Below are 23209 nucleotides of genomic sequence, written 5' to 3' on the forward strand. Positions count from 1 at the left end.
TAAATTAATAACTTAATATATTAATTTAATTAGAAAGGTGGCAAATTGACAAAAAAAGAGAAAGAGCTTTATATAAGCTTTAATTTTATTACAAATGACAAAGGATACTATACTGGATTAAATAATTATAGAAATCATAAAGATTGAGTTGAAAATGGTTTTTGAGTAGATTACTTTATTAGAAAAGATAAAGCTGTTGCAATGAGTGAGCTAAATGCCGAAAAAGAAAAAGAGCTAACAAGTGATTTGACTTTGTTAGGCGAAAGAAAAAAAAATGAAATTTTAAAAACATACAGAGAATATTTAAAAGCGAATTTAGATAATCCGCCAAGTGGCTTGTATGCTTTTAAGAATGGAAAATATTTTAAGAATATCGATATTAAAGAAGTAAAAGAAGCATCAGCTAAATTAAAAACACCATTTTATGATATGGTGATTAGTTCAAATGATGATATGCAAAAAAATGGAATGATAGGGGAAGATGCTTGGAAAAAATTAATTGAAGATTGTTTATTTAAATGATTAAAATCAAGTGGCCTTGGGTTTGATATCAGTAACTTAGAAATCTATTATGCTATTCATGGTAACACAAATAATCCACATATTCATATTAGTTTTTGAGAAACTAAATTAAAAAGAAATAAAGATAGAAAGTTATTTGGAATACAACAAAATATTACTAGAAGAAAATTCGAAGAATTGAAATTAGATATTTTAAGTAAGTTTACTTTTGATGAAGATATTGAAAAAATTAATAAATTAAATAACAATTTAAGAAATATTAAAATCAAATTTAAAAAAGAATTAATTGAAAATGAAAATTCTAGAGAAGTCAAAAAGGAATTTAAATCTGAAATTGATGAAATAAAAAAAGAATGTCAAATAAATAATAATCAATGATATTCACATTTAACACCACATTCACAAAAAATAATTTTAAAAATAAAAGAAACACTAATGAAAAATAATCATAGTTTCTTTATGATTTACAACAATTTTTACAAGACATTAAATGAATATAAAAAATTAGAAATCGATTCTCAAATTTTAAAAGAGGAATTTATGAGGAGACTTTTGAAAGAGGAAAAAGAATTTGAAAGAAAAATAAATAATGCTATTTTAAAAGAAATTTTGAAATTTGAAAGATCAGAATGACTAGATAAAAAGACAAATTCAACAAAAAACACATACAAGAATAGCTTTAAAAAAATGTTTGAAAAAGATTTTGCTTATTATGATAAAGATACTAAATACTTAAAACGGCTGGCTTATCAATTTTTCGAATCCAAATCAATTGAGGAATATGAAAAAATGAAAGGAATTAGTTATGAATAGTAAAGTCTTAATTGTTTTTAAATTATTTGCTTTTATTATTGTATGTTTACTAAGTTTTTGAATTTTATTTGGGTTATTTGAATTTTTAATTATACAAAAGGGAAATTTTAAAAATTTAAAGATTTGAAATATTTTAAATTTTAGTTTTGTAAATAATTTTCAAAACGGTAATAAAAATTTTTTAACACCAATTACTTTTATTTACTTAATACTTAATTTTGTTTTTGCTTTCTTTTTATTTAAAGAAAATATAAAAAAATTATGAAAAGTATTAAGAAGAAAACAAGATCATAATTCTAATTGGCTTTTAAATGAAATTAATAAGGAGAAAGATTATTCATTATTTAAAAAGCATTGTTCTTATGGTTTTAACAAATCTAGTTCATGAGTTTTAAAATTTGAAAAGAATAAAAAGAAATGGTTAAATATTCAGCATGAAGATATAGACAAAAATTCACTAATAATTGGAGGGACTGGTTCAGGTAAAACACAAAGAATTTTGTTACCTAATATTTTATATAACATTAATTTAGATGAAGAATATAGACCAAATTTAATAATTAATGATCCTAAAAGAGAAATAATAACTTTTACAGGAAAAAGACTAAAAGAGCAAGGATACAAAATTTATGTTATAGACTTTGAAAACACTAAAAAAAGTCTAAATTGAAATCCTTTGTTAACAGTTTTTCAAATTGTTGAAGAAGCACAAAAAAAGCAAAATTTAGATTTGCTTTTTGAGGCATATAGAAGATTGATTGCTTTGATTGATAATCTTAATTGAGGATTAGGAGGCGAAGCTAATGAGTTTTGAAATTCTTCAGGAAAAAAATTTATCGAAATAGTTGCAAAAACGTTTTTGTTAATGAAGTTTTATTTAAATAACTTTGAAGCAAAAGATTTTAATTTTACTAATATTGCACAAAATATTACCTCTAATTTTAACGTCAAATATCAAAATTTAACATTGTATAAAATTTTGGAAAAACATAAAAATGATAATGAATTATGAAATTCAATTTATAAAGATTATATAAGTATGGTTTCAAATGCAGAAGCTACATTAGGGTCTCAACTTCAAAATGGACTTAGATCATTAGATATGTTTGTAAAAGATGAATTTATTAAAAATTTAACATCGTATTCAGAGCGATTTAATATTTACGATATTTTTAATAATGAAAAGCAAAAGTTTGTTGTATTTATTCATTATGCAGATCAAAATACTGCAAATCATAAATTAGTAAGTTTATTAATTGATGAACTTTATCAAGGAGCTATTGATAAAGCAAAAAGAAATTTAGAAGAAAAAGGATTTGAAAGGTTAGAAAGAAGATTATTGATTATTTTAGAAGAATTTGGTAACCTACCCCAAATTCCTAATTTAGATAATAAACTATCAATAAATCGTTCTAGAAATATTTTATTTTGCTTAGTGTTACAAGATAAAAATCAACTTAAAAAATATAATACTAACGAAAATAGAGAAGTTGATAATATCATTCTTTCTAATCTTCAATTTGTTTATTTCTTAAATTCATCAGATGAAAATACTAAAAAATACTTCATTAATAAACTAGGAACTAAACAAGTTGAAAAATATTCATATTCAAAAAATGGAAAAAATACAAGTGAGAATATTTCTTATCAAGAAAAACCCTTGATTTCAATACAAGAATTAAGCAAAAAAGCCGCCTCAAATATTTTGGTCTTTATTGAAGGATTACCTCCTTTATATATCAAAACAAATTTAACTTATAAATATTTTTCTAATGATAAATTTAAATTTGATGATAATGAGAATTCCTTACAATTTAAGCATTTTGATATTGATAGTTGATTTAAAAAAGAAAGCAATAACCTAACAGAGAACCTAATACAAAAAGAAATAAATAAGATTATGCAATTAGAAAACTTAAATGAAATTGAAGCTAAAAAGAGATTTGAGCAAATTAAGAATCAAAAGGAGTTAAGAAATGATAATAAGGACTTTAAAGTGATTAGGCAAAATGTATTTGAAACTACTCAAATTTCTATGAGAGAGGACGTAGATGATGAAGAAGATGATGATATTGGTGAACAAAAGAAAGATTTAAATATTAATGAAATTGAAGAATATTTAAATAATGGCAACTTTTTCAAAATAAAAAACATTTTGAAAAAAAACAATTTAAATTATGAATTCCAAAGAATAAGCAATCTTTATAAAGAATATCAAAATTCAGAAGATGATTTTAAAGAATTAGCAAAGGAAGAATTAAAAGAATTTATCAATGATAAAGTTATTAAAAAATACAAGAAATCTAAAGGAGGAAAAATGTAAATTCTGGGAAAAGTAAAGAAAATAAGATTAGTTTTATTTCGTAATATTTATTTAGTAAATTTGATAGCGAGATTGTTCAAATACTAAATAAAAAATTCCTTTACACAATGATAGTTATAAAGATAGAAAGAACAGGAGACTAGTATCAATGAAAAAAGAAGAATTTTTAAAGCAAAATAACATTCATCTATATGATGAACTAATTAAAAAAGTAGATAAAGACTTAAGAGAAAAAGGATTAGAGAGCATTTATAGTTCAATTGCTCTTAAGTTAGTTAATAAAAAAGGTAAATATGTAGAATTAAGCTATGACAATGTAGTTTGATATTCAGAAAAAGATATAGAGTTATTAATGAAAGGAAATTTTATAAATAAAGAAAAAGAGATAGAAAAAGATTATATAGAAATAAGTAATGTTTTATATAGACCAGAGTTTAATGCGGAGAAAAAGCTAAAGAAACAAGAAGTTAAAGAAAAACCTAATGAAGAAATACAAGATTTATATATGAAAAATTTAATTGAAAATAATCTAGATGAAGAAGAAGCAAAAGAAGAAACTATTAAGCAATCTATGATTAATGAAATAAAGAAACTTCAAGAGGAAGAAAACAAACTGGCTGTTAAAGAAAACAGAAAGCCACAACGAGTAACAAGCTCTTATTTTAGCGATTTTATTGAATGAGCAACAGACAACAAAAAAGAGATAAATATTATTACTCTTAATTTATATCATCATTTACAAGTAGAAAAAACACAGGAAAATTATTATAAATTATTGCTTGCTTCTTATGAATTAGCTAAATATCTAGAAGCGGATGGAAACTAAAATGAACTTTTTTGAAAATGAAAAAATACTAAACAGAATTTTAAAAGATTATTTTGCTAAAAAGGAAAGAAAAGATAAATATAATGAAAAATTAAATTTTTATGTACCTAAATGAGGAACCAAAGAACAAGAACAATTTTCAAAACATAATTATTCAGATCTTACTAATTCAGTTTTTTGGCTTTTGTTAGATGAATTTTGCGAAAGCAAAGAACAAAAAGAGAAAATTATCCTTGAAATACTAAGTTATTCTCTTGGTTTGGAGAAAAAAGACATGGTTTGAAAAAAAATAAATGAAAACACATATAATAACCCAATTGACGTAAAAGGTCTTAGTGAAGTAAATAATCTTCTTTATATAAATATGGATAATAAAAAATTTAATAAAGCTGAATTTGGACAAGGCCAATATGTAAAAGTATATAAACCATCATATATATTTAAAGCACATACGTACTATAACACAGGAACCTCAATGAGATTCAAAGTTTTTTGAGATATTCATAAAATTAATACCAACTCTATGCTTACATTTTCATCTAAAACATTTAAAGAATTGTTATTGAAAAATAATGTAATTGATAAAGTTCCTAGTGAACACGAAATAAATTCACAAGCTGACTGATATAGTGAAATTATTGAAATACGAAATAAAAGTATTTTGTATATTAATGAAAAATTTAATTTTTTAAATGCTATTAAATCATTTGAGACAAATTATCATAAAAAAGCTAAATCTTATGAAGATTTAAAGAACATGACATTAAAAGCTTTAGAAAAAGCTAAGTCAACAAGTTTTGTAGAAATATTTAAGAAATTTGAAATAGATCCAAATTCTAATTTTGAAGTTATTGATAATTTGTCAAAAGAGTTTAAAAAAATAAAACCATTTTTACTTGAGGAATTTAATAAAGATTTGACTTTAAGATTTAGAAAAACAGATAATTTAAAAGCTAAAGGTGTTTATTTTCCACATGCTAAGAATATAACAATAAATGTAAATCAACATAAAGATAATGATGTTCCGCATATTCAAAGTTTTATGCATGAATATGCACATCACATTGACTATGAACTTGGTAAAAAATTATATGAAAAAAATATTACACTTCCTTTTTCGTTGATAAATCCTGAATTTCAGGAATTAAAAAAAATTTATATCAATAAATTTAATGAATTAGAAAGAAAAGGAGAAATAAAAAATATTGCTCATGGTAATTTAAAAGATTATTTAACGAACCATGAAGAAATTTTCGCAAGAGGGTTTGAAAGATATTTAGTAAAAGTTGGTTTTGAAAGCTCGTTTAATAAAAGTGAAGCTTTTTTAGATGATGTTAAAGAAGATGTATTTAAATATTTAGACGAAAATACAAATAAAAGATTTTTTGATATGTATGAAAAGATATTTCATATAAATGAAAAACTCGAAAAACAAAAACAAACACAATTTGAAGAAGAAATTAATACTCATGAAGAGCAAAAAATAATTAATTACAAACAAAGTAAGTTATTTGAATTTGATGAGAATGATGCTCAAGAAGAATTAAGTGAAAAAGAAAAAATGCATATTGTTATCGAGAATAATTATGCTGAATTTAAAAAAACATTAATGAGTGAAAAAATATTTAAAGATTATTTAGAAGAAATTAATGTTAAAAAATTTAAGGATTTATACATTGAATTACACAATAATTGTAAAGAAGAAGGTCTTGAAACTGAATACTTAAAATATATACCTGATTTGACAACAAATTTAGAATTATTAAACAACATTAAAGAAGATAACTATGTAAAAATAAATAGTGAAGAAAATAAAATTAATTTAGTTTCATTAGAGGTTATTACTGATGAATATATTCAAAAAAATTTAAAAAAGCCAAACAAGCAATTTGATGAATTAGTCAAACAATTTTGCGATAAAAAAGAAACTAAAATGGAATTGAGGATCTAAAATTGAAGAAATCAAAAGAAGAATATATATGGATTAATTATTTTGATATTAATAAAGAAAATTATCAAAAAGTTAAACAGCATTGAAGAAATTTAGGATATGAATTAATTAGAAAGAAATTTAATGCTAAAAAATCATCAGGAAGTATAAGTATAAATTCAAAAGAAGTTAAAAAAGTTTTTAATGATGCTCAAAAAATTAAAAATATAAATTATGAATTTGTATATGGAGTTAGTCAAAGAATAAAAATGACTAACAAATAAGAAGATATGAAAAGGAGCTAGATAATGAATAATGATAATTATAATTTGCAAGAACAAGTATTAAAAAAATTGTTTGACGATAATATACAAGAACAAAATACAGAAAAACATAAAGCTAATTTTTTGTTTATTGGTAAAGTTAGCTCTACATTTAAAGGGAAATACTTTGACAAATTCAAAGAAAGTTATCAAGAATTTTTTGTAATTAATCTAAAGGTAAAAAATAGTTTTTATAGAATTACTTTTTTTGATAGTGAAATATTTAAGAATTTTGATGAATTACAAGATAAAGAAGTAAGAATTATAGGAGAGATAGGTGTTAGAAAAGATGCTAAAACTAATGAATATGAAACAACCTTTATTGGATCATCATTATTAAATATGTAGGAGGTTTTTATGACACAGTTAAAAGAAAATTTTATGTGTGTTCAGGTATTTGATAACGGTATGCGGAAAATAATTGGATTCTACAAAACTTTTTTTGAAGCTTCTAAAATGCTAGATTTTAATGAATTTAAAATTGAAGTCTTAAAAGTTTCGACAGCAAAAAGGAATTTTGTAACTAACGAAACTTATGCATACCAAAAGAGCCAGAAAGATAATAGGTCAAAAAGGCCATTTTAAAATGAGTAAAAAGTTTTTAACAATTTTAACTGGTATAGCTGTAGTGATATCAATATTTTTGGCATTTTATCTTTTTGCTATCAATACAACGGAGATAAGTTGAAGTTTAAAAGCAAAAAAATATGCAACAATTGGCATTATTACATTTGTAACATTAAAATGAGTTATTATTATTGTTCTTTGAAAACTGAATCGAAAGCAAAAACTATAAATTATGATATAATTTATTTATAAATAATAAATTATAAGAGGTAAAGATGAGCAGAAAAGTTAAAAAAATATTAAGTTATTCATTTACTCTTTCTAGTATAAGTAGTTTATTTTTAGTTAATTCTTGCATTCAAGTTCCAAGTTATAGAGATTTAAGAGGCGGAGGCCAACCAAGTCATGGCGGATATGAAAAAGATTCTGAAAATGATCCAGAAGTTGATAAGCAACTTTTAGCTGAAGGTAGATTATATTTTAAAGAAAATGACACTAATTATTTTTTAAAACCAAATCATAAATACTATTTTAAAGATGTTGTTTTAAATGAAAAAGATTATGATGTTGATTATTATTACACTGATAAATGAAAAGAATTAATTACCAAGCCATTTATTTCATCATTAGACGCTAAAACATTAGGCAGAGAAAAGAATCTTGTTAGTGATTGGTGAATGACAAAAGCACAAAGGGATAAATTCAAAGCAGAAATAGAAAAACGTGATGCTGAGTATGAAACTAAAAGAAATGATCCTGAATATCAAGAATGAATGAAAAATGAGTTTAGTATTGAATATTTAGTACTTGGCGAATTTTTCAGTATGATAAGAAGGTTTTTAGAAGGTGATAATAAACTTAATAACAAATCTATGAATAAACAATTTGCGCAAAAAATGATTGAATTCTTAGAAAGTTCAGATCATAAATATTTTTCTGAAATTGGATATCAAAATGAAAATGAAGAGTATTTTTATAAATATCCTGAAAAAGAAAAAGAGCATTATAAAAATAAATATGTTAGATTTTTTAAAGCAAGTCCTTATAGAGAAGCTAATGATACAATGACAAGTGTTCATTCGAAAGATAAAGATAGAAATAGAGCACAAGTTCATAAACTATGGTTTGATAATGTAATAAGCACTAATTATGATAATAATATATGAAATAATAAGGATTTTCAAATGGGAGTTTTACCATATTCATTTTCAACAAATTTCAAAATAAAAAATAGATATAGAAATTGAGTGGCTAATGCTTATGATGAAAAATATTATGGTTATATTTATAATCCACTTGATGGTCAAAAAATGCCAGAAACAGCTAATTATGGATCGCCGAATGTCTTGGATTTAGCTTTATATAGTGCTGCTAAAAATTACTTTGTAGAAGAAAGAGAAAGACAGGTTTATTTAAAGGTTTTAAAATTTCAATTAGCATTAATGGAAATGAATGAAATTTTACCTAGCGATAAAAGTATTAGCGAGTATTTATATGCTATTTCAAAAGGTGATTTAACTTTAGAAAATGAAAATTTAAATAAATATGAAAGTTTTAAAATAGTTTTAAAAGAATATGGGAAGGCTATTTTAGATTTCGTTGGATTAGATACATTTGCTTTAAATGAATCACAAATCATAAAGGATAAAGACAAAAATTATGTTATAGCTGATTTATTTGGATATTCTAGAACAGATGATTTTATGTATACATACAGATTTGTTTACAATGAACTTTTAAATACAATAATGCCATTTTATACCCTTGTTGGATTAAGCGAAAACACAGAACTTAATAAAGTGCTGCAAGTTTTAAGTGATGCTAGTGATAGTGTAGAAAAAGCAGTTTATGACTATGCATTTTTTTACTTAAACTATATCTTTGAACATAGTCCAAGAGTAAAAAACAGAAATAAAATAGCAAGAATCGACACTTTTGATTATAAATTTAATTTAAAAGCACAAGATTCTTTAATTGCTAAAAATAAAGTAAATGCAATTTTTGAAAAAATAAAAAATATTTATAGATAGTTGCTTAAAAAAGCAATTATCTTTTTAATTTAAAAATTTGGAGGTAGATATGATAAATATTTTATTTAATGATAAATTAACAAATGCAGAGCAAAGTTTTAATAATACAGCTAGCGAAGTATGAAAAATAATGAATATAGTAGGTGGGGCTTTGTTAGGTGTTGCGGTTTTATGATGTTTAGGGGCTATTATTTTAGCTTTTGTGCAAAATTCGCAAACAACAGATCCACAAAAAAAGAAAGCAAATAACTTAAAGATTTTTTGAGCGATAGGAGCAGTTGTTTTGATTTTATTTTTCTGAGGAATTGCAGCAGTAGTAGTTAGCAGCGTTGCTTCAGCAAGACAAAACGTAAATCCTTATGTGTCTAATCAATTACTAAATAATTCAATCATTGTATTAAAAAATAATTTTATGGTAGCTTAAAAAATGTTATCAATATTAGAAATTATTTTTGAACCTTTAACTAATTTATTAGCTAAGGTTTCAGTTGGGTATTTACTTTATGCAATAATTATTTCGATATTACTTTTATGTTTAATGGTTGTATCTTTAATAATTAAGATGATATATTTATTTAGTTATGAATTCCCAAATTATTTATTATTTGGTTCAATTATTAATAATGAGGTTATCGGAGAGCGATTAATAAATATTGGTTCTGTGTGGTATCAATTCTTAATTGTATCATTAGTAATTTGAATGATTATGTTGATTTTAACTATATTAAGATTTACACTATCTGGAGCAGAAAAAGGTCACAACATCATGAAAGCCGCTTTAATTACAGCATTAAAAGGAATAGGTCTTTTGTTTGTAATACAAGGAGCAATATTTGCTTTGAATTTTGTTATATTAAGAATTACAGGTCTATTATTGGGATCGCAAGATTATAGTGGAATGTTTGTAAATAATTTTTTACAAGCTTTCTTAGCAAATGATAATTTTAATAAAGGTGAAATAGCAAAAGCTATTGGTAATGCTGACTATTCTTCTTTGGGTGCTTATTTTAGTTGAAATGTTTATAGTAATTATTTTGATTCAGTTGGCTTAATTGGTTTATTAGTAAGTGGCATTTTGGGAGCAGCATTAATTGTTATGATAGCAAAAATAATGATTAGTGTAATTTTTGATGTAATTACAAAATTATTTCAAATGATGGTCTTATTTATTTTCTTTCCATTTATTGTTCCTTGATCAATGAGTGATGGTGGAAAGAAAATTGCTATATGAAAAGATGAATATTTAGGTTCACTTTTGAGTTTAAGTGTTTATCTAATTGGTCTTAGATTAATGTTTATATTTATTGGTGCTGGTAATACATTTTTATCTAATTTTAAAAGAGATGATAGTAATATTATTTTAATCAATACCAACAATTTTACTCAACTTGCAGGAGTTTTTATCAAAACAATTTTTATGACAGGTGCTGTTTATGCATATAAAACAATTTCAAGTATGGTTATTAAATATATAGGAACAGAATTAAACACCAGAACATTTAATGCACAGAATTTTAAACAAGGACTTAGAAATATTTCAAATAAAGCACAGGGAGCTAGTCAAGGATATAAAGAAGGTAAGATAAAAGCAAATGAAGCAAAAGCAGCTTTAAGAGCCCAAGGAAGAAATATGCTAGCAGCTGGAGGCAATAATACAAAAACTCTTGCTAAAGCTGAAAGATTAATTAATGGTAAACATAGATGAGTAGATTTCAAAAATATTGGTTCTAACGTAGTAAAAGGAATGTTTACAGGAGGTAAAAAATAATATGTTACAACCTAAAAGATTAAAAGGACGTAAAACAAGATTAACAAAGTGATTAACTGTACAAAATGCATTAGAATTTTTTATAGTAGTTACAATTTCAATGGGATTAGCTAATTTAATATTTTTAGATTTAAGGATTGAATGAGCTAAATGATTAACATTTTTAATATTTGTAATATTATTTGGTATTTTAATTTTACCTTCCTCAAAAAACAATGCAAAAGTTTATAACATTTTATGAAGAGGATTTATTTTTTGGTTATCACCTAAAAAATATTCAAAAAGAAAAAGAGATAGAAAAACAAATGAACTTAATCCGTTTTCTAGATTATATGGGATAGATGTTGTTTTAAACAAAAGAGTTTTGGGAGATTCTTTAATTGCTAAAACTAATATAAATGACAATATGTTTGTTGTTTTTAAAATTCACGGAAATAATATTTGATCTGAAGATCCAGAAACACAAAGTGCTTATGTGGAGAATTTAGCGAGAAGTTTAGATATGTTTAAGAACAAATTTAGTTTTGTTTGTTTAAATGAAGATATTAACTTCAATCAAAATATAAATTTCATAAAAACCAAAAACATAAAAGAAGAATATAAAGAATACATTAATAACAATATTAATGATTTTGAAAATATTAAAGCAAACTCTGAAGTTAATAATTATTATTTAATTATTAATGCACCTAATTTTGAATTATTAGCAACTGAGGCAGAAGGCATTTTCAATTATTTTAATGCTTCAAAAATAGGTTTAGAAAAAGTTGAAGGTGTTGATTTATTAAAATTTTTAAACAAATATAGAAGTTTTGGGGTAACTGATAAAGATATCGAAAAATATTTTGAAGAAAACAAAGATAAATTTTTTATTGAAGAAAATGTAGATTTCTTAGATGAATTATTTAACTATAATGAAGTAATTTTTAATAAGAAATACATAAAAATTAACGATAAATTTATGTCTATTAAAGCAATTAGCAAGTTGCCTACAACATTAGAAAATGGGTGAATAAATGATATTTTAAATACAAAATCAAAAGTTATTTGAAATAATTATCCATATACAGATTTTGATAAAACAAATAAATTATTAGATAAAGCTAAAATGAATATTGATAATGATTTAATTACAGATGAAAAAATCACACAAATTGCTAGACACCAAAAAGATGATGCAGCAGTTTTAGAATTAATTAATCAAATAAATTTAGATGAATACTCACTTTTAGATGTAAATTTCTTAATTATAAATGAAGCTAATACTTTACAAGAATTAAAAGAAATAGAAGAACAAAATGAACAAATTTTAAGAAAAAATAGAATATTACTTAATAATTTAACATTCCAGCAATTTGAAGCTTTTGTAGATAGTTCATTAAGTATAAATTATAAATTAGATAAAGAAGCTTATCAAATGAGTTCGTTAAATTTAGCTGGTGGTTATCCATTCATAACAGAAACGTTGAATGATAATAAAAATTTATTGTTAGGAATTACAGAAAATTTAAATCCTATTAGCTTAGATATATTTGATTTAAAACATTTAAATAGATCTAATCATAATATGATAATTTTAGGGACAAGTGGAATGGGTAAATCAACATTAGTTCAAAAAATTATTGCTTCAAACTTAGCAATTAATAATAAAGCAATTATTATTGATCCGCAAGACGAATATTCATCTTTTGCATCAAAATTTAAAGGTTCAATTGTTGATATGGGTTCAGGTATAAATACAACTTTTAATATTTTACAAATAAGAAATGCTATTAAAGATGATGTTGAAAATATAGATATTAAATTATTAATAAATGCTCATTTATCATTCTTAGAAAAGTTTTTTAATATTATGTGAAATTTACCGCAAATTGAATGAAGCTTTTTACAAAAACTTTTAAAAGATTTTTATGAAGAAAATGGTATTTATAATCTTAAAAACATCAAAGAAATTAAGGATGAAGAATGAAAAACAATCTCAGATTTTATAACATATATGAAGAAATATAATTGTAAAGCCTTATATGATGTAAAAAGAAAAGAAGAACTTTTAAATAGATTTGTTGAATTATTTATGTTTAACTTCGAAGATAACGGGAGATATCAAAATTTATTTAATGGAATAACTAATTTAAAACTTGAAAATGATTTAATTGTCTTTAATATGAAAAACCTTGTTGATACAAGTGACACAATTTCAGCAAGATTAGGTATTTTAATTGTTCTAAATATATGTAATGAAATTATTTATGATAATTTTGTTCAAAATGAAAAAAATAAATTGAAATATATGACTGAAAATAATTTAAAACTCTTATCAGCTGAAGAAATAGATAAATTGATTACTAGAACTATTTTAACTATTGATGAAGAACATATTTATATTGATGCAAATAACCAAACAACTCTGGATTACATTACTCAAATTACTAAAACAATTAGGAAATTTGATGGTTCTACAATACACACAACACAAAATCCTAGTGATTATAAAACAAGCCCATTAGTAGTTGAAGGTGCTTCAAGAATTATTCAAAATTGTAATTATTCTGTATTTTTTGGTTTAAAAGATGCAGATATTGAAGCAGTACAACTTTTATATAAAAATTCATCTCAATTATTAAAAAACGAAATAATGTATTTGGCTCAAAAACAAAAAGGAAAAGTTTTATTAAGTGTAGATAATAATACTAGATTAAAGCTAAGACTATATTATTCAGAATATGAAAAAGAATTATTTTTTAAGAAGGGATATTAATGGCGAGAAAAACAAAATTAGAAAAAATTTCAGATAAAGCTTTGGAAGAAGGTTTAGTAATACAAACTCGTATAACAGACAGAAATGATATTACTAAGTATTTACAATGAAAATTGGAAATGGAAAATAACAAAAAAACTGCTTATAGTGAAATAAGAAATATTATTATGAAAGAAGTTAATAATACTTCTAAAAAAGATGCATTTAGAAAAACAAAAGATGACTTATTTTATTATTTAAGAAAAGCAATATTTGCTTCCATGGCACCTTTTAAGCAAGATATAGATAATACTATTTTAGATATTAAATTAGAACAAAATATTATTAATAAAAAATTAGATCTACTAATAAATTTAGTCGCTCGTGAATTTGATGTTGAGAAAGATTTAGTAGAAATTTCAGGAAGTTTATTAAAAGAGAACAAATATTTCAAAGATATTAAAGACTTATTAGAAAAAGATAATGAAGCTTTAATGAAAAAAATTGCAAAAGCAAATAAAAAATACCAAGAAACATTTGGAAGATATCATCAAACAGAATTTGAAAATGATGAAAATATAATTGATGATATTTATAGTGAGGTAGAGGATGAAAAAGAGAAAAATATTTAAAAATATACTAATAGGGGCAAGTAATGTCTCTATTTTATCTTTACCTTTTTTATCTGTTTCAAATGTAACTGTAAATAAACAAAAAAATTCTAACAAACATATCGAGAATAATTGAAATACTTGAAAAATAAGCTATTATAACTTATTTGATAGTAATGGCAATATAAAGCAATTTAATAATATAGTAAATGCTGGTCAAAGTTTAAACTTTTTAGATAACTTAAATTACACTAAAAATTATAGTAATTCTATTGCTTTTAGTTCATCAAATCCAGGTGTTTTTTGACCACAAGGATATAAGCAAGGCTATATAAATCATACTTCATTAGATGATGTAAGATTTTTTAATTTATCAAACAAATCTACAAATAAAAGAATTAACGGAAGCGATATATCTAAAAATGGTTTAATAAATTATTCTCGAATTTGAACAAAACCACACCATTATTATTCGCCAGCAAGTAATTATTATTATTTCAAGGACAGATATAAAGAATATGATTTAAGTAGGTTTACAAATAGTAATAATCAAGTTAAAACACAATTTAGTAGCTTTATTCAAAGTGTAAGACCAATTGAACGAAGTTATAACAGTACTTGATATGAAACAAGATATACATTTAATTTAAGAGAATTTGAGAATTATGTATTATCAAAAAATACTAATATAAGAACCTTAGAGCATTTTGCAAATATCAATAATTGAAAATACAAAGAAGCTCCAAATGGAGTTATAGGAACAAGAAGAATTAGTTCAAACTCTTATTACCCAGTTGCAGGAAGAGTTGAAAATGTTTATTGAACAGAAAGAGAAGTTGCACAAAACTTTTATGTTGATAAAACAAATAATAAAATATATTTAGCAAATAATCATTTAAATAGAGATTTATTTTTTGGTTCTACCTTATCAAACCAAACTCAAAATGAAATGATTAAATATAATAACGGTGTTGTTTATCATAAAAACTTATTATATTTTAATTCTCAAGCTAATAATTATTTAAACCAAAATTTTAGTTTTAGTGATGTTGAAAAAACTGTGAACTTTAATATAAATTATTTAGAAATAATAGATCAAAATGAAGATACTAATTCTTTTAACTTTAATACACATGACAAAAGATGACAAACAATTAATATTACAGAAAACACTACTACAAATATTTCATTTAATAAAATTTATGGAATACCTAAGGAACAATTTAAATTTTTAATATATGTATTAGCTAATTTTAATAATGTTGATCATGATTATAGGATATTTAAAAGTTGAATAAACTCTAACAATGATATTATTTTAGTTTCGGATTCGGGTAAAGATTCAAATCTAGATGATAATATTGATAAAACAATATTCGTGGGCAGCAAAACTAACAAAGAAAAATTAGATGAACTAATACAAAATAAAAATTTTAAATTAAATTATAAAGGGTTAGAAATTAGTTTTGAATATGTTTATAATATTGTTTTAAACAATAAAAAAAATATTAATTTAAGCGTAAGAATTAATGATATTAAGTACAATGGAATTAGTTATAAAACTAGACTTACAAATAATGTAATTAGTGATTTAAATAGGAATAAATTTACTTTTTTTGATAATACAAACTATTCAAAAAATATACCTTTTATAATGCTTTCAATGCTACAAAGTTATTTTAGTGATTCAGGAGTTTTATTAAATAGTGACGTTAAAATAAAAACAGAGAGTTCTGATTTATTTAAAAGAACTAGTGGTAGTTTAAATATTTCTCAAAAATTACAATTTAATACAAGTTATGTAATTAATAAGAATTTTAATTTATTAAATTTAAAAAACGAAAGAAATAGTCATAATCAATTAGTTTTGGACAAATTAGTAAGAATAGAGAATGCTGATCATACTAAAAACTATGGAGGTAAATTTTCTGTAAATGCTCCGGTTACTTTGAAATATGAAGCGGATTTAGAAGAAACAGAAATTGTATTTGTAAATAAAAGACGTGTTGATGTTTTAAATAGACGTTTTAGTTACAATATGCTAGATAATAGAAGTGATATAAATGATAATCAGAGAATTAAATTTGATGAAAATGATGAAAATGATGTGAATGACGAAAACTCACACAAGAAAAATGAATATCTCATTGAAGTTGTAAAATATCAAAAAGGTTCAAACAACACCATTATAGAAAATACATATAAAATCGTGCTAGTAATTAATTCTTTTGATTTAAATCAAAAAATTAAATTTTATGCATGAGATCCTGAAAATAATAAAGATCATAAAGATTTAATCAGTAAATATCTTTATAATGAAATTGGGGCTATTAAAGATAAAGATGGTAATCCTATTCCAAATCCAAAATATGATCCTTATATTGATGCAAATACTGGAACAAAAAAAGAAATTGTTTATATTGATAATTCTCTTTTTTCAGATACAGTATTAGAAAGAATGCATTTTCTATATCCTAAATTAGATATTAATTTTAAATATGGAGTTATAGCAGAAGCTAGTGTTTTAGGTAAAGGAGCTTTAAGGAATTTATTCGCTAATAATTATGATAAAGTTGAAAATTATTTTGTTATTAAATTATTATCAAAAGAAGGTGAAACATATAATAATCTTGAAGTACCTGAAATTAATGAGATAGATGCATTAAAAGGCCAAAGCCAGGCTTCTTATATGTCTAATGAAGGGATATATGTTATTATAGCGAACTCCGAAAGTAATATAAGCAACATACAACTTATACTAGTGGATAAAGACAACAAACCAAATAGTTATTTCTTAGAGGAAATTAAAAACAGAAATATTAAAATTAATTTTCAAGGTCTTGACTCAAAAGTCGATTTATCTGATTTTATTTTTAATTTTTGAGATATTAAAAATAATTTATTAGCAAATTCATTTTTAACATATCTCATTGATAATAAAGGATTATTTAGAGAAACAGCAACTAATTTAAATTATGATGATATTAGGAAATATTATTTAGAATTTATTAATAGTAATTTATATGCTATAAAGGATTATAACGAAGCTTTAAGCCATAATATTTTTGGAAATACAAGTAATTGAAAAAAGCTATCATTAAATGGTTTAGTTAAAGAACAAAAAGATTTAATTATAGAAAAAGTAAAATCCTTTGTTATTAAAGAAATTGATAAATATACTAATTCAAACAAAATGAAACCACTTATTTATGATAAGGATTATTATATAGAAGAATTTACAAGTTCAAGAAGTACTGAATTATTTATAGAAGAGGCCGGAAAGGTCGAAATTGAACAAGAAGGTCAAGAAGACTATTTAACAAAAAATATTAATATTAGAGGAATAGGTAAATATAGAAATTCTAATTTAAGATTTGAGTATGATAATCATGCAAATCAAATTATTTATCCTCCAATAGATATTAAAGACATATTTAATGGGCTTAATTTCAATAACGTTATCAATGTGGCCAAAAAAGAAGTTAGAAAAGAACTTGAAATTGATGCTGGAGTTGATGAAGAATTAGTAGACAGAGTTTATGAAACTAAAATAAAAGAAGCTATTATTAAAGTAATAGTAGATTATTTAAAAGAATATAATGTTAAATCTCCGATAAAAATCAATTTAAATAAAGATATAGAAATAAGCAATTTAGATACTGTCATAGCTAAATTGAAAAATAATAATAGTGATGTTTATTTAAATTTAATTGGTAAAAATGCCAATATTTTAAATAATAAAGAGATTGTGTTTAGAAATGTAGGAAAGAATGATATTGTTAATTTAAATGATTTAACAAGCTTATTACTAAGTAAACAAAAATCTTTAAATGAAGATAGGCTTTTTGATGTTAAAGACAAAGCAATTAAATTCATTAATGAAACAGCGAATGAGATTAACTTAAGAGAATATCAAGATTACTTAATATTTGGAAATAATAGCTTTATTTATTGATTAGATTTATTAATTGATTTCGAAAACACGGAACTTAAAAGTGAATCACTCAAATTAAAAATAAAAGAAGCAAAAGAATGAATAGAAAACAACAAATTTATTGATAAGGAGAAATCTTTATTAATACCATTTATACCAACTAAAATAGAAGAAATAAATAAGTTAAATAAACATAAAGAAACTATTTTAGAAAGTCTAAATGATAAACTTTTAGAAAACGTAGTTTTTTATAAGAGTTTTATAATCTTACCGATCAAACAAAAATCATTTAATTATGGATATGGTGGTATAGCTAATTACTATTCAAGGTCAAAAAGTAATGAGTTTAATGAATCAGGATTGCCAATCGATAAAAAACCAAAAACAATAACTAACATTAATAAAGATCTAGAAATTAATGAATCAGGATTACCAATCGAAAGAAATCCAGAAACAATAACTAATATTAATGACAATCCAAAAGTTAATGAAGAAGATATAGAAAAAACAATTCAAAAAGATATAGAAAATAACAAAAGTAATAAGCCCGTGACAAACAAAGCTGATGAAGAAAAAGTTAAACAAACAAAAAGAATAGTAGGATATAGTTTTTTAGGTTTAGGAATTATAGCATCTTTGATTTCATTAATTTTTGTAGCTAAAATTTTAGCTAAAAAATGAGGTTGAAAATTAGGTGTAAAACTTCCTAAATTTATGAATAAACAAAGGGTTAAATAATTTACATTGAAATAAAATCGTAGCTATATTCTATATAAGTTTTTCCATTTTTATCAATTGATAATAACTTATTAAATAATATATTTTATAAATAGAGCATTAGATATTTTAATTTGAAAAATTTAATATAAAAAATAACAATCACTTTTTAAATTTACGATTGTTATTTTTTATAAAAATTTATTGTCATACTTTATTTTATATCTAGAAAAAATATCTTTCAAATGTTTTTATGGTAATTTATTTACATTTTTTCCAACATTGAATGAATTTTTGTTTTTTCCTGGTCTTTAAGATTATTCATGTATGACTCTATAGAATCTCAATCAGGATTACCATCTTCTTTTGTTGGTAGCAACAATCTTGTTTTATTTATGTTCTTAATGTTAAAGGCTCTTCCGTAACTATATCTATACCTTTCTTTATTTAATAAAGTACAAATAAATAGAGCAATATTTTCAGTTAAAATTTTATTTTTTAAATAAATTTTAGAAATATTATTTCCACTAACAAAATCGATTGGTTGATAAAATGCTAACGCACTTTCTCCACCAATAGTTATGCAATTACCTTTTTCTAAATTAAATAATTCATCATCATTATTTATAAATGTTTTTACTCCATTATTATTCTCTGTTCTTGTTATATATGGGATTTGACCGCCTATGCTATTTTCAATATCTTCTTGAGTATAATTTTTAGATTTTTGTACTTGAAATAAATCTTTTATTAAAAACTCTTTTCATTTAGCATAATTTATGTGCATATTTTATATTCCTTCCTTAACTTTAAATGAAATAAAATCTTTTATGGTTTTTATAAAATCTTCGTCTCGCAATAATGAAAAATCAGTTTTCATATATGTCTCAGCTAATCATTCATTTTTATAATCTACATTTTTCAAAACACTAAATCCATCGATTTCTTTATTTTCTTTGTAAGCACTTAATCATCTATTTTTGGTGTTATTCCATTCCTCTTTTTCAATTCTACCCATATTTTTTTTCTTAGAAAAACCATCATCCTTATAGTAACCAAAAAAAGTCGGAATTTTTGGGTTATGTTTTATATTTAATTCAAAAATCATAATACATGTTGAAGCTGAAGCACCAGGGTGAAAAATATCGTTAGGCATGCTGAACACCGCTTTTAAACTATGTTCTTCTAACATCAATTGTTTATATTTTTTGATTTTTTCATCATTCCCTATCGCGACGGATAAAGGCAATATTGTAGCCAACAAAGCCCCTTTTGTTTTTATTTTACTTGCTATTGAATAAACAAAAAATAACCCTTTTGTAACATCCATACCAGTATTTTTTTTAATTGGTGCTGATTTAGGCATTCTTTTAGCATTAAATGGAGGGTTCATAAGAATATGAGTAATTTTTTTATCTTTTATTTTATCAATAATTCTATCATCAAACATACTTCCTAAAATTATGTTTGATTTTCCATCCTTATGAATTAACATATTAGTTGCTGCTAAAGCAAATGCTTTCTCTTCAATTTCGATTCCAAATATTTGCTTTTGCTTGATATCCTCTCTTTTTATAGGATCCTCTTCGTTTTTTAACATTTTCATCATGGCCTGTATTAAAAATGATCCAGAGCCGCATGTAGGGTCCAAGACTACACTATCACCGTTGATCCCGATTGCTTCTGACATAAAATCTGTTATGTGAGAAGGAGTAAAAGCTTGATTTTTATCCTCTTTTTGAACATATTTATTAAATGTTGTAAAAAAAAGATTTAACAAATCTTCACCTTGATTTGTTTTATCATTTATAAAAGGGATAATTTTAAAATTTATTAATTTTAAAATTTCTTCTAGATATTGGAATTCCAAGCTTTGCAAGTCTTGTTCTTTTAATACATCAGTGAGAAGGTTTATTTTCTTTTCTTTTTCTACATTTCTATCAATTTTAGAAGAAATGATTTTAGCAATTTCGTCTAATAAAAACGATGTTGTTTTGTTTGCCCTTTTTAATTCGGTCTCTAAATCAAAACCTTCTTTATTTAAAGCAACTAAACAAGAACCTACAAATTGTGCCCTTATACTTTCCTTTATATCTCGCTTATGCAATAATTCATTTAGTTGAAGAGTATTTTTAATAACTTCTTTTTTATCATTTTTTTTATTACTAAATTCATCTAAATATTCAAATATTTTTTTATTTGGTTTAAAACCATTTCACTCTTCTTTAGTTTTGTTATTAGCATTATACTTAATGCTTTCATTAAAATTCGGTTCATCTAAATCAATTAAAACTGCTATTATGTGATTTCTTGGTCTTATTATTTTTTCTAATTCAAAATAAATTTCTAATTGTCGTTTATTTTTGTTTCTTGTCGAAGAATTCTTTTTTGTTTCTATTAAAATACTTAAATTTTCATACTCAAATCTTAAATCTAATTTAAAATGCTCTGTTCCGTTAATTCCATTTAAAAAATTATTAACTTGTTCCGTCGTGATTAAATCATTATCTCTTTTATAAGACCATTCGTCGTTTTCAATGTTACTTTTAAGATATCTTCTACCTAAATTTTCTATTAAATCATATCTTTTCATCATTAATTCCTTAATCCAATCTATAGTTAAATAAACATTTTTTAGTGTGTGCGTGTGCGGGGGCACACATACATATACGCATAATGAGCACGCACTCAAGATGTTACATTAGAATTATAAAGCAATTGTATAAAAAACATAATTAATTTCTTTTAATATTCTACAAAAACTTTATAATTTAATTATAAATAAAAATTTATAATTAAGGAGTGATATGGTTTGAGATAGAGATGACTTAAAAAGAAAAATGATTAAAACTGAAAAATCAATTATTTTTGATAGGTTTGAAAAAGAAATAAAATATCATCCAGTGATAGTTTTTAGTGATTATTTTGATAATTTATACTATGTAAAATCAAGAAGTGTTTATGATCAAAAAGGAAGATTAAAAAAACCAATTAATGATGAAATATTAATTACAAAACGAAAAAAAGGTTTACCAAGCAAAGATAGCTATGTAGATTTAACACAAATATTTAAAATCAGTAAAGATGATTTTGAAAAAGTCTTTAATAAAAATGATGTAATTTATTTAGATAGCGATGATCTAAGTCATGAAGATATAACAAAAATTTATAATGGATTATATGAAAATTTATCTCAAGAACCTCCTAAAGTTTCTGTTAGTTTAGTTTTTGAAGATGAGGATAAAGTATTTAAGTCTTATATGATATATTCAGAAAAAAAACTATTAGATTATGATTTTCAAAAAATGACATTATCTCCATCAGAATCTAAAAAATATAAAGAATTTATAGATGACGTTATTCAAAATAGGAATACTGATGAAGATTTTAAAGATGAAGTTAAAAATATAAAAAATGCTGTAAGGGAGGAATTTAAGTATTATGTATATTACTTAAGAGAGGAATTGAAAGAAAATTCTATTATATTTAATGAGTTTGAAGAAAAAATGGAACATGAAGCTTTAATTTTATGTGATTCAGATGATGAAAAATATTATTTATCAATGCGTGATAAAATGGATTATTGAGGTCAAACATGAGAATTGAATGATAATCATATTTTAGTTACGATGAATAAAGATGATAATCAAGTTCAAAAATTTATTGATACAACTTCAATTCTTAAAATTAGTGAAGAAGATTTTAATAATTTTAGTAAAAATAAAACTATATATTTATCATCAAATAGCTTTGCTCAAGAAGATATTGAAAAAATAGTAAATAAAGTTAATAAAAATATAAAAAATGATTTAAATATTAGCTTTATAGAAGCGATTCAATCAGAAGCTAAAAACGAATTAGAAGCTAAAAATATTTATAGCACAAAAGAAAAATTAGATTCAGCTTTAAAAGAAAAATGGGTTCTTAAAGAAAAAAAAGATGAAGATTTAGCTCATGAAATTTTATCTATTAGAAATTCTAAGAATGTAAATAAAATAGAAAAATTTAAAAAAGTTTTCGAAGAATGATATGAAGATATTTTGGAGTATCAGCGAGAAAAAGTGAAATCCTTTACAAGGTAGAACTTAGCACTAAAGAGTGCTATTTT

Annotated in this window: 16 protein-coding genes; 14 read left to right on the forward strand and 2 right to left on the reverse strand. The window is 23.3% G+C overall.

Annotation, left to right across the window (positions count from 1 at the left end):
* Nucleotides 1–45: 45 nt before the first annotated feature.
* The 13 genes from mobL (at nucleotide 46) to AC0B4K_RS00840 (ending at nucleotide 19122) form a co-directional block, all read left to right on the forward strand.
* On the forward strand, nucleotides 46–1335 hold the full coding sequence (gene mobL, locus AC0B4K_RS00780; RefSeq protein ID WP_465103379.1) for a relaxase MobL: 1290 nt from the start codon (nucleotides 46–48) through the stop codon (nucleotides 1333–1335).
* Nucleotides 1304–3658 (forward strand): type IV secretory system conjugative DNA transfer family protein, encoded by a 2355-nt coding sequence (locus AC0B4K_RS00785; protein ID WP_465103380.1) that lies wholly within the window; start codon nucleotides 1304–1306, stop codon nucleotides 3656–3658. The genes mobL and AC0B4K_RS00785 overlap by 32 nt, the downstream gene beginning before the upstream one ends.
* 148 nt (nucleotides 3659–3806) lie before the next feature.
* Complete coding sequence (locus AC0B4K_RS00790; protein WP_465103381.1) at nucleotides 3807–4484, forward strand: hypothetical protein; 678 nt, start codon at nucleotides 3807–3809, stop codon at nucleotides 4482–4484.
* The gene (locus tag AC0B4K_RS00795; protein WP_465103382.1) at nucleotides 4474–6435 is read left to right on the forward strand and encodes a hypothetical protein; all 1962 of its coding nucleotides are present in this window, start codon (nucleotides 4474–4476) and stop codon (nucleotides 6433–6435) included. The genes AC0B4K_RS00790 and AC0B4K_RS00795 overlap by 11 nt, the downstream gene beginning before the upstream one ends.
* A 2-nt stretch (nucleotides 6436–6437) precedes the next feature.
* Complete coding sequence (locus AC0B4K_RS00800; RefSeq protein WP_465102040.1) at nucleotides 6438–6698, forward strand: hypothetical protein; 261 nt, start codon at nucleotides 6438–6440, stop codon at nucleotides 6696–6698.
* 24 nt (nucleotides 6699–6722) lie between these two features.
* A complete protein-coding gene (locus tag AC0B4K_RS00805) occupies nucleotides 6723–7085 on the forward strand; it encodes a hypothetical protein (protein ID WP_465103383.1) in 363 nt (120 codons plus the stop codon).
* Nucleotides 7086–7094: 9 nt separating this feature from the next.
* Nucleotides 7095–7322 carry a hypothetical protein gene (locus AC0B4K_RS00810; RefSeq protein ID WP_465103384.1) on the forward strand — a complete coding sequence of 76 codons (228 nt, stop codon included), beginning with the start codon at nucleotides 7095–7097 and terminating at the stop codon, nucleotides 7320–7322.
* 257 nt (nucleotides 7323–7579) lie between these two features.
* On the forward strand, nucleotides 7580–9334 hold the full coding sequence (locus tag AC0B4K_RS00815) for a CDS14 family ICE transfer lipoprotein (RefSeq protein WP_465103385.1): 1755 nt from the start codon (nucleotides 7580–7582) through the stop codon (nucleotides 9332–9334).
* 49 nt (nucleotides 9335–9383) lie between these two features.
* Nucleotides 9384–9758, forward strand: a complete 375-nt coding sequence (locus AC0B4K_RS00820; RefSeq protein WP_465103386.1) for an Mbov_0395 family pilin-like conjugal transfer protein — start codon at nucleotides 9384–9386, stop codon at nucleotides 9756–9758.
* Between the two features lie 3 nt (nucleotides 9759–9761).
* Nucleotides 9762–11102: an Mbov_0396 family ICE element transmembrane protein gene (locus AC0B4K_RS00825; protein WP_465103387.1), complete on the forward strand. Its 1341-nt coding sequence runs from the start codon at nucleotides 9762–9764 to the stop codon at nucleotides 11100–11102.
* A gap of 1 nt (nucleotide 11103) precedes the next feature.
* Nucleotides 11104–13860, forward strand: a complete 2757-nt coding sequence (locus AC0B4K_RS00830; protein WP_465103416.1) for an Mbov_0397 family ICE element conjugal transfer ATPase — start codon at nucleotides 11104–11106, stop codon at nucleotides 13858–13860.
* Nucleotides 13860–14471, forward strand: a complete 612-nt coding sequence (locus AC0B4K_RS00835) for an Mbov_0398 family ICE element protein (RefSeq protein ID WP_465103417.1) — start codon at nucleotides 13860–13862, stop codon at nucleotides 14469–14471. Before AC0B4K_RS00830 ends, AC0B4K_RS00835 begins: the two co-directional genes overlap by 1 nt.
* Complete coding sequence (locus AC0B4K_RS00840) at nucleotides 14449–19122, forward strand: Mbov_0399 family ICE element protein (protein ID WP_465103390.1); 4674 nt, start codon at nucleotides 14449–14451, stop codon at nucleotides 19120–19122. The genes AC0B4K_RS00835 and AC0B4K_RS00840 overlap by 23 nt, the downstream gene beginning before the upstream one ends.
* 244 nt (nucleotides 19123–19366) lie before the next feature.
* On the opposite strand, the gene AC0B4K_RS00845 is transcribed toward AC0B4K_RS00840, so the two are convergent.
* Together AC0B4K_RS00845 and AC0B4K_RS00850 are read right to left on the reverse strand one after the other, a co-directional pair.
* Entirely contained in the window at nucleotides 19367–19888 is a 522-nt protein-coding gene (locus AC0B4K_RS00845) for a restriction endonuclease subunit S (protein ID WP_465103391.1), read from the reverse strand.
* Between the two features lie 3 nt (nucleotides 19889–19891).
* Entirely contained in the window at nucleotides 19892–21697 is a 1806-nt protein-coding gene (locus tag AC0B4K_RS00850) for an HsdM family class I SAM-dependent methyltransferase (protein ID WP_465103392.1), read from the reverse strand.
* 211 nt (nucleotides 21698–21908) lie between these two features.
* Here AC0B4K_RS00850 and AC0B4K_RS00855 point away from each other — a divergent pair, with 211 nt between their 5' ends.
* The gene (locus tag AC0B4K_RS00855; RefSeq protein WP_465103393.1) at nucleotides 21909–23183 is read left to right on the forward strand and encodes an Mbov_0400 family ICE element protein; all 1275 of its coding nucleotides are present in this window, start codon (nucleotides 21909–21911) and stop codon (nucleotides 23181–23183) included.
* Nucleotides 23184–23209 lie beyond the last annotated feature (26 nt).

It is taken from the genome of Mycoplasma sp. 11548, from assembly GCF_055523555.1.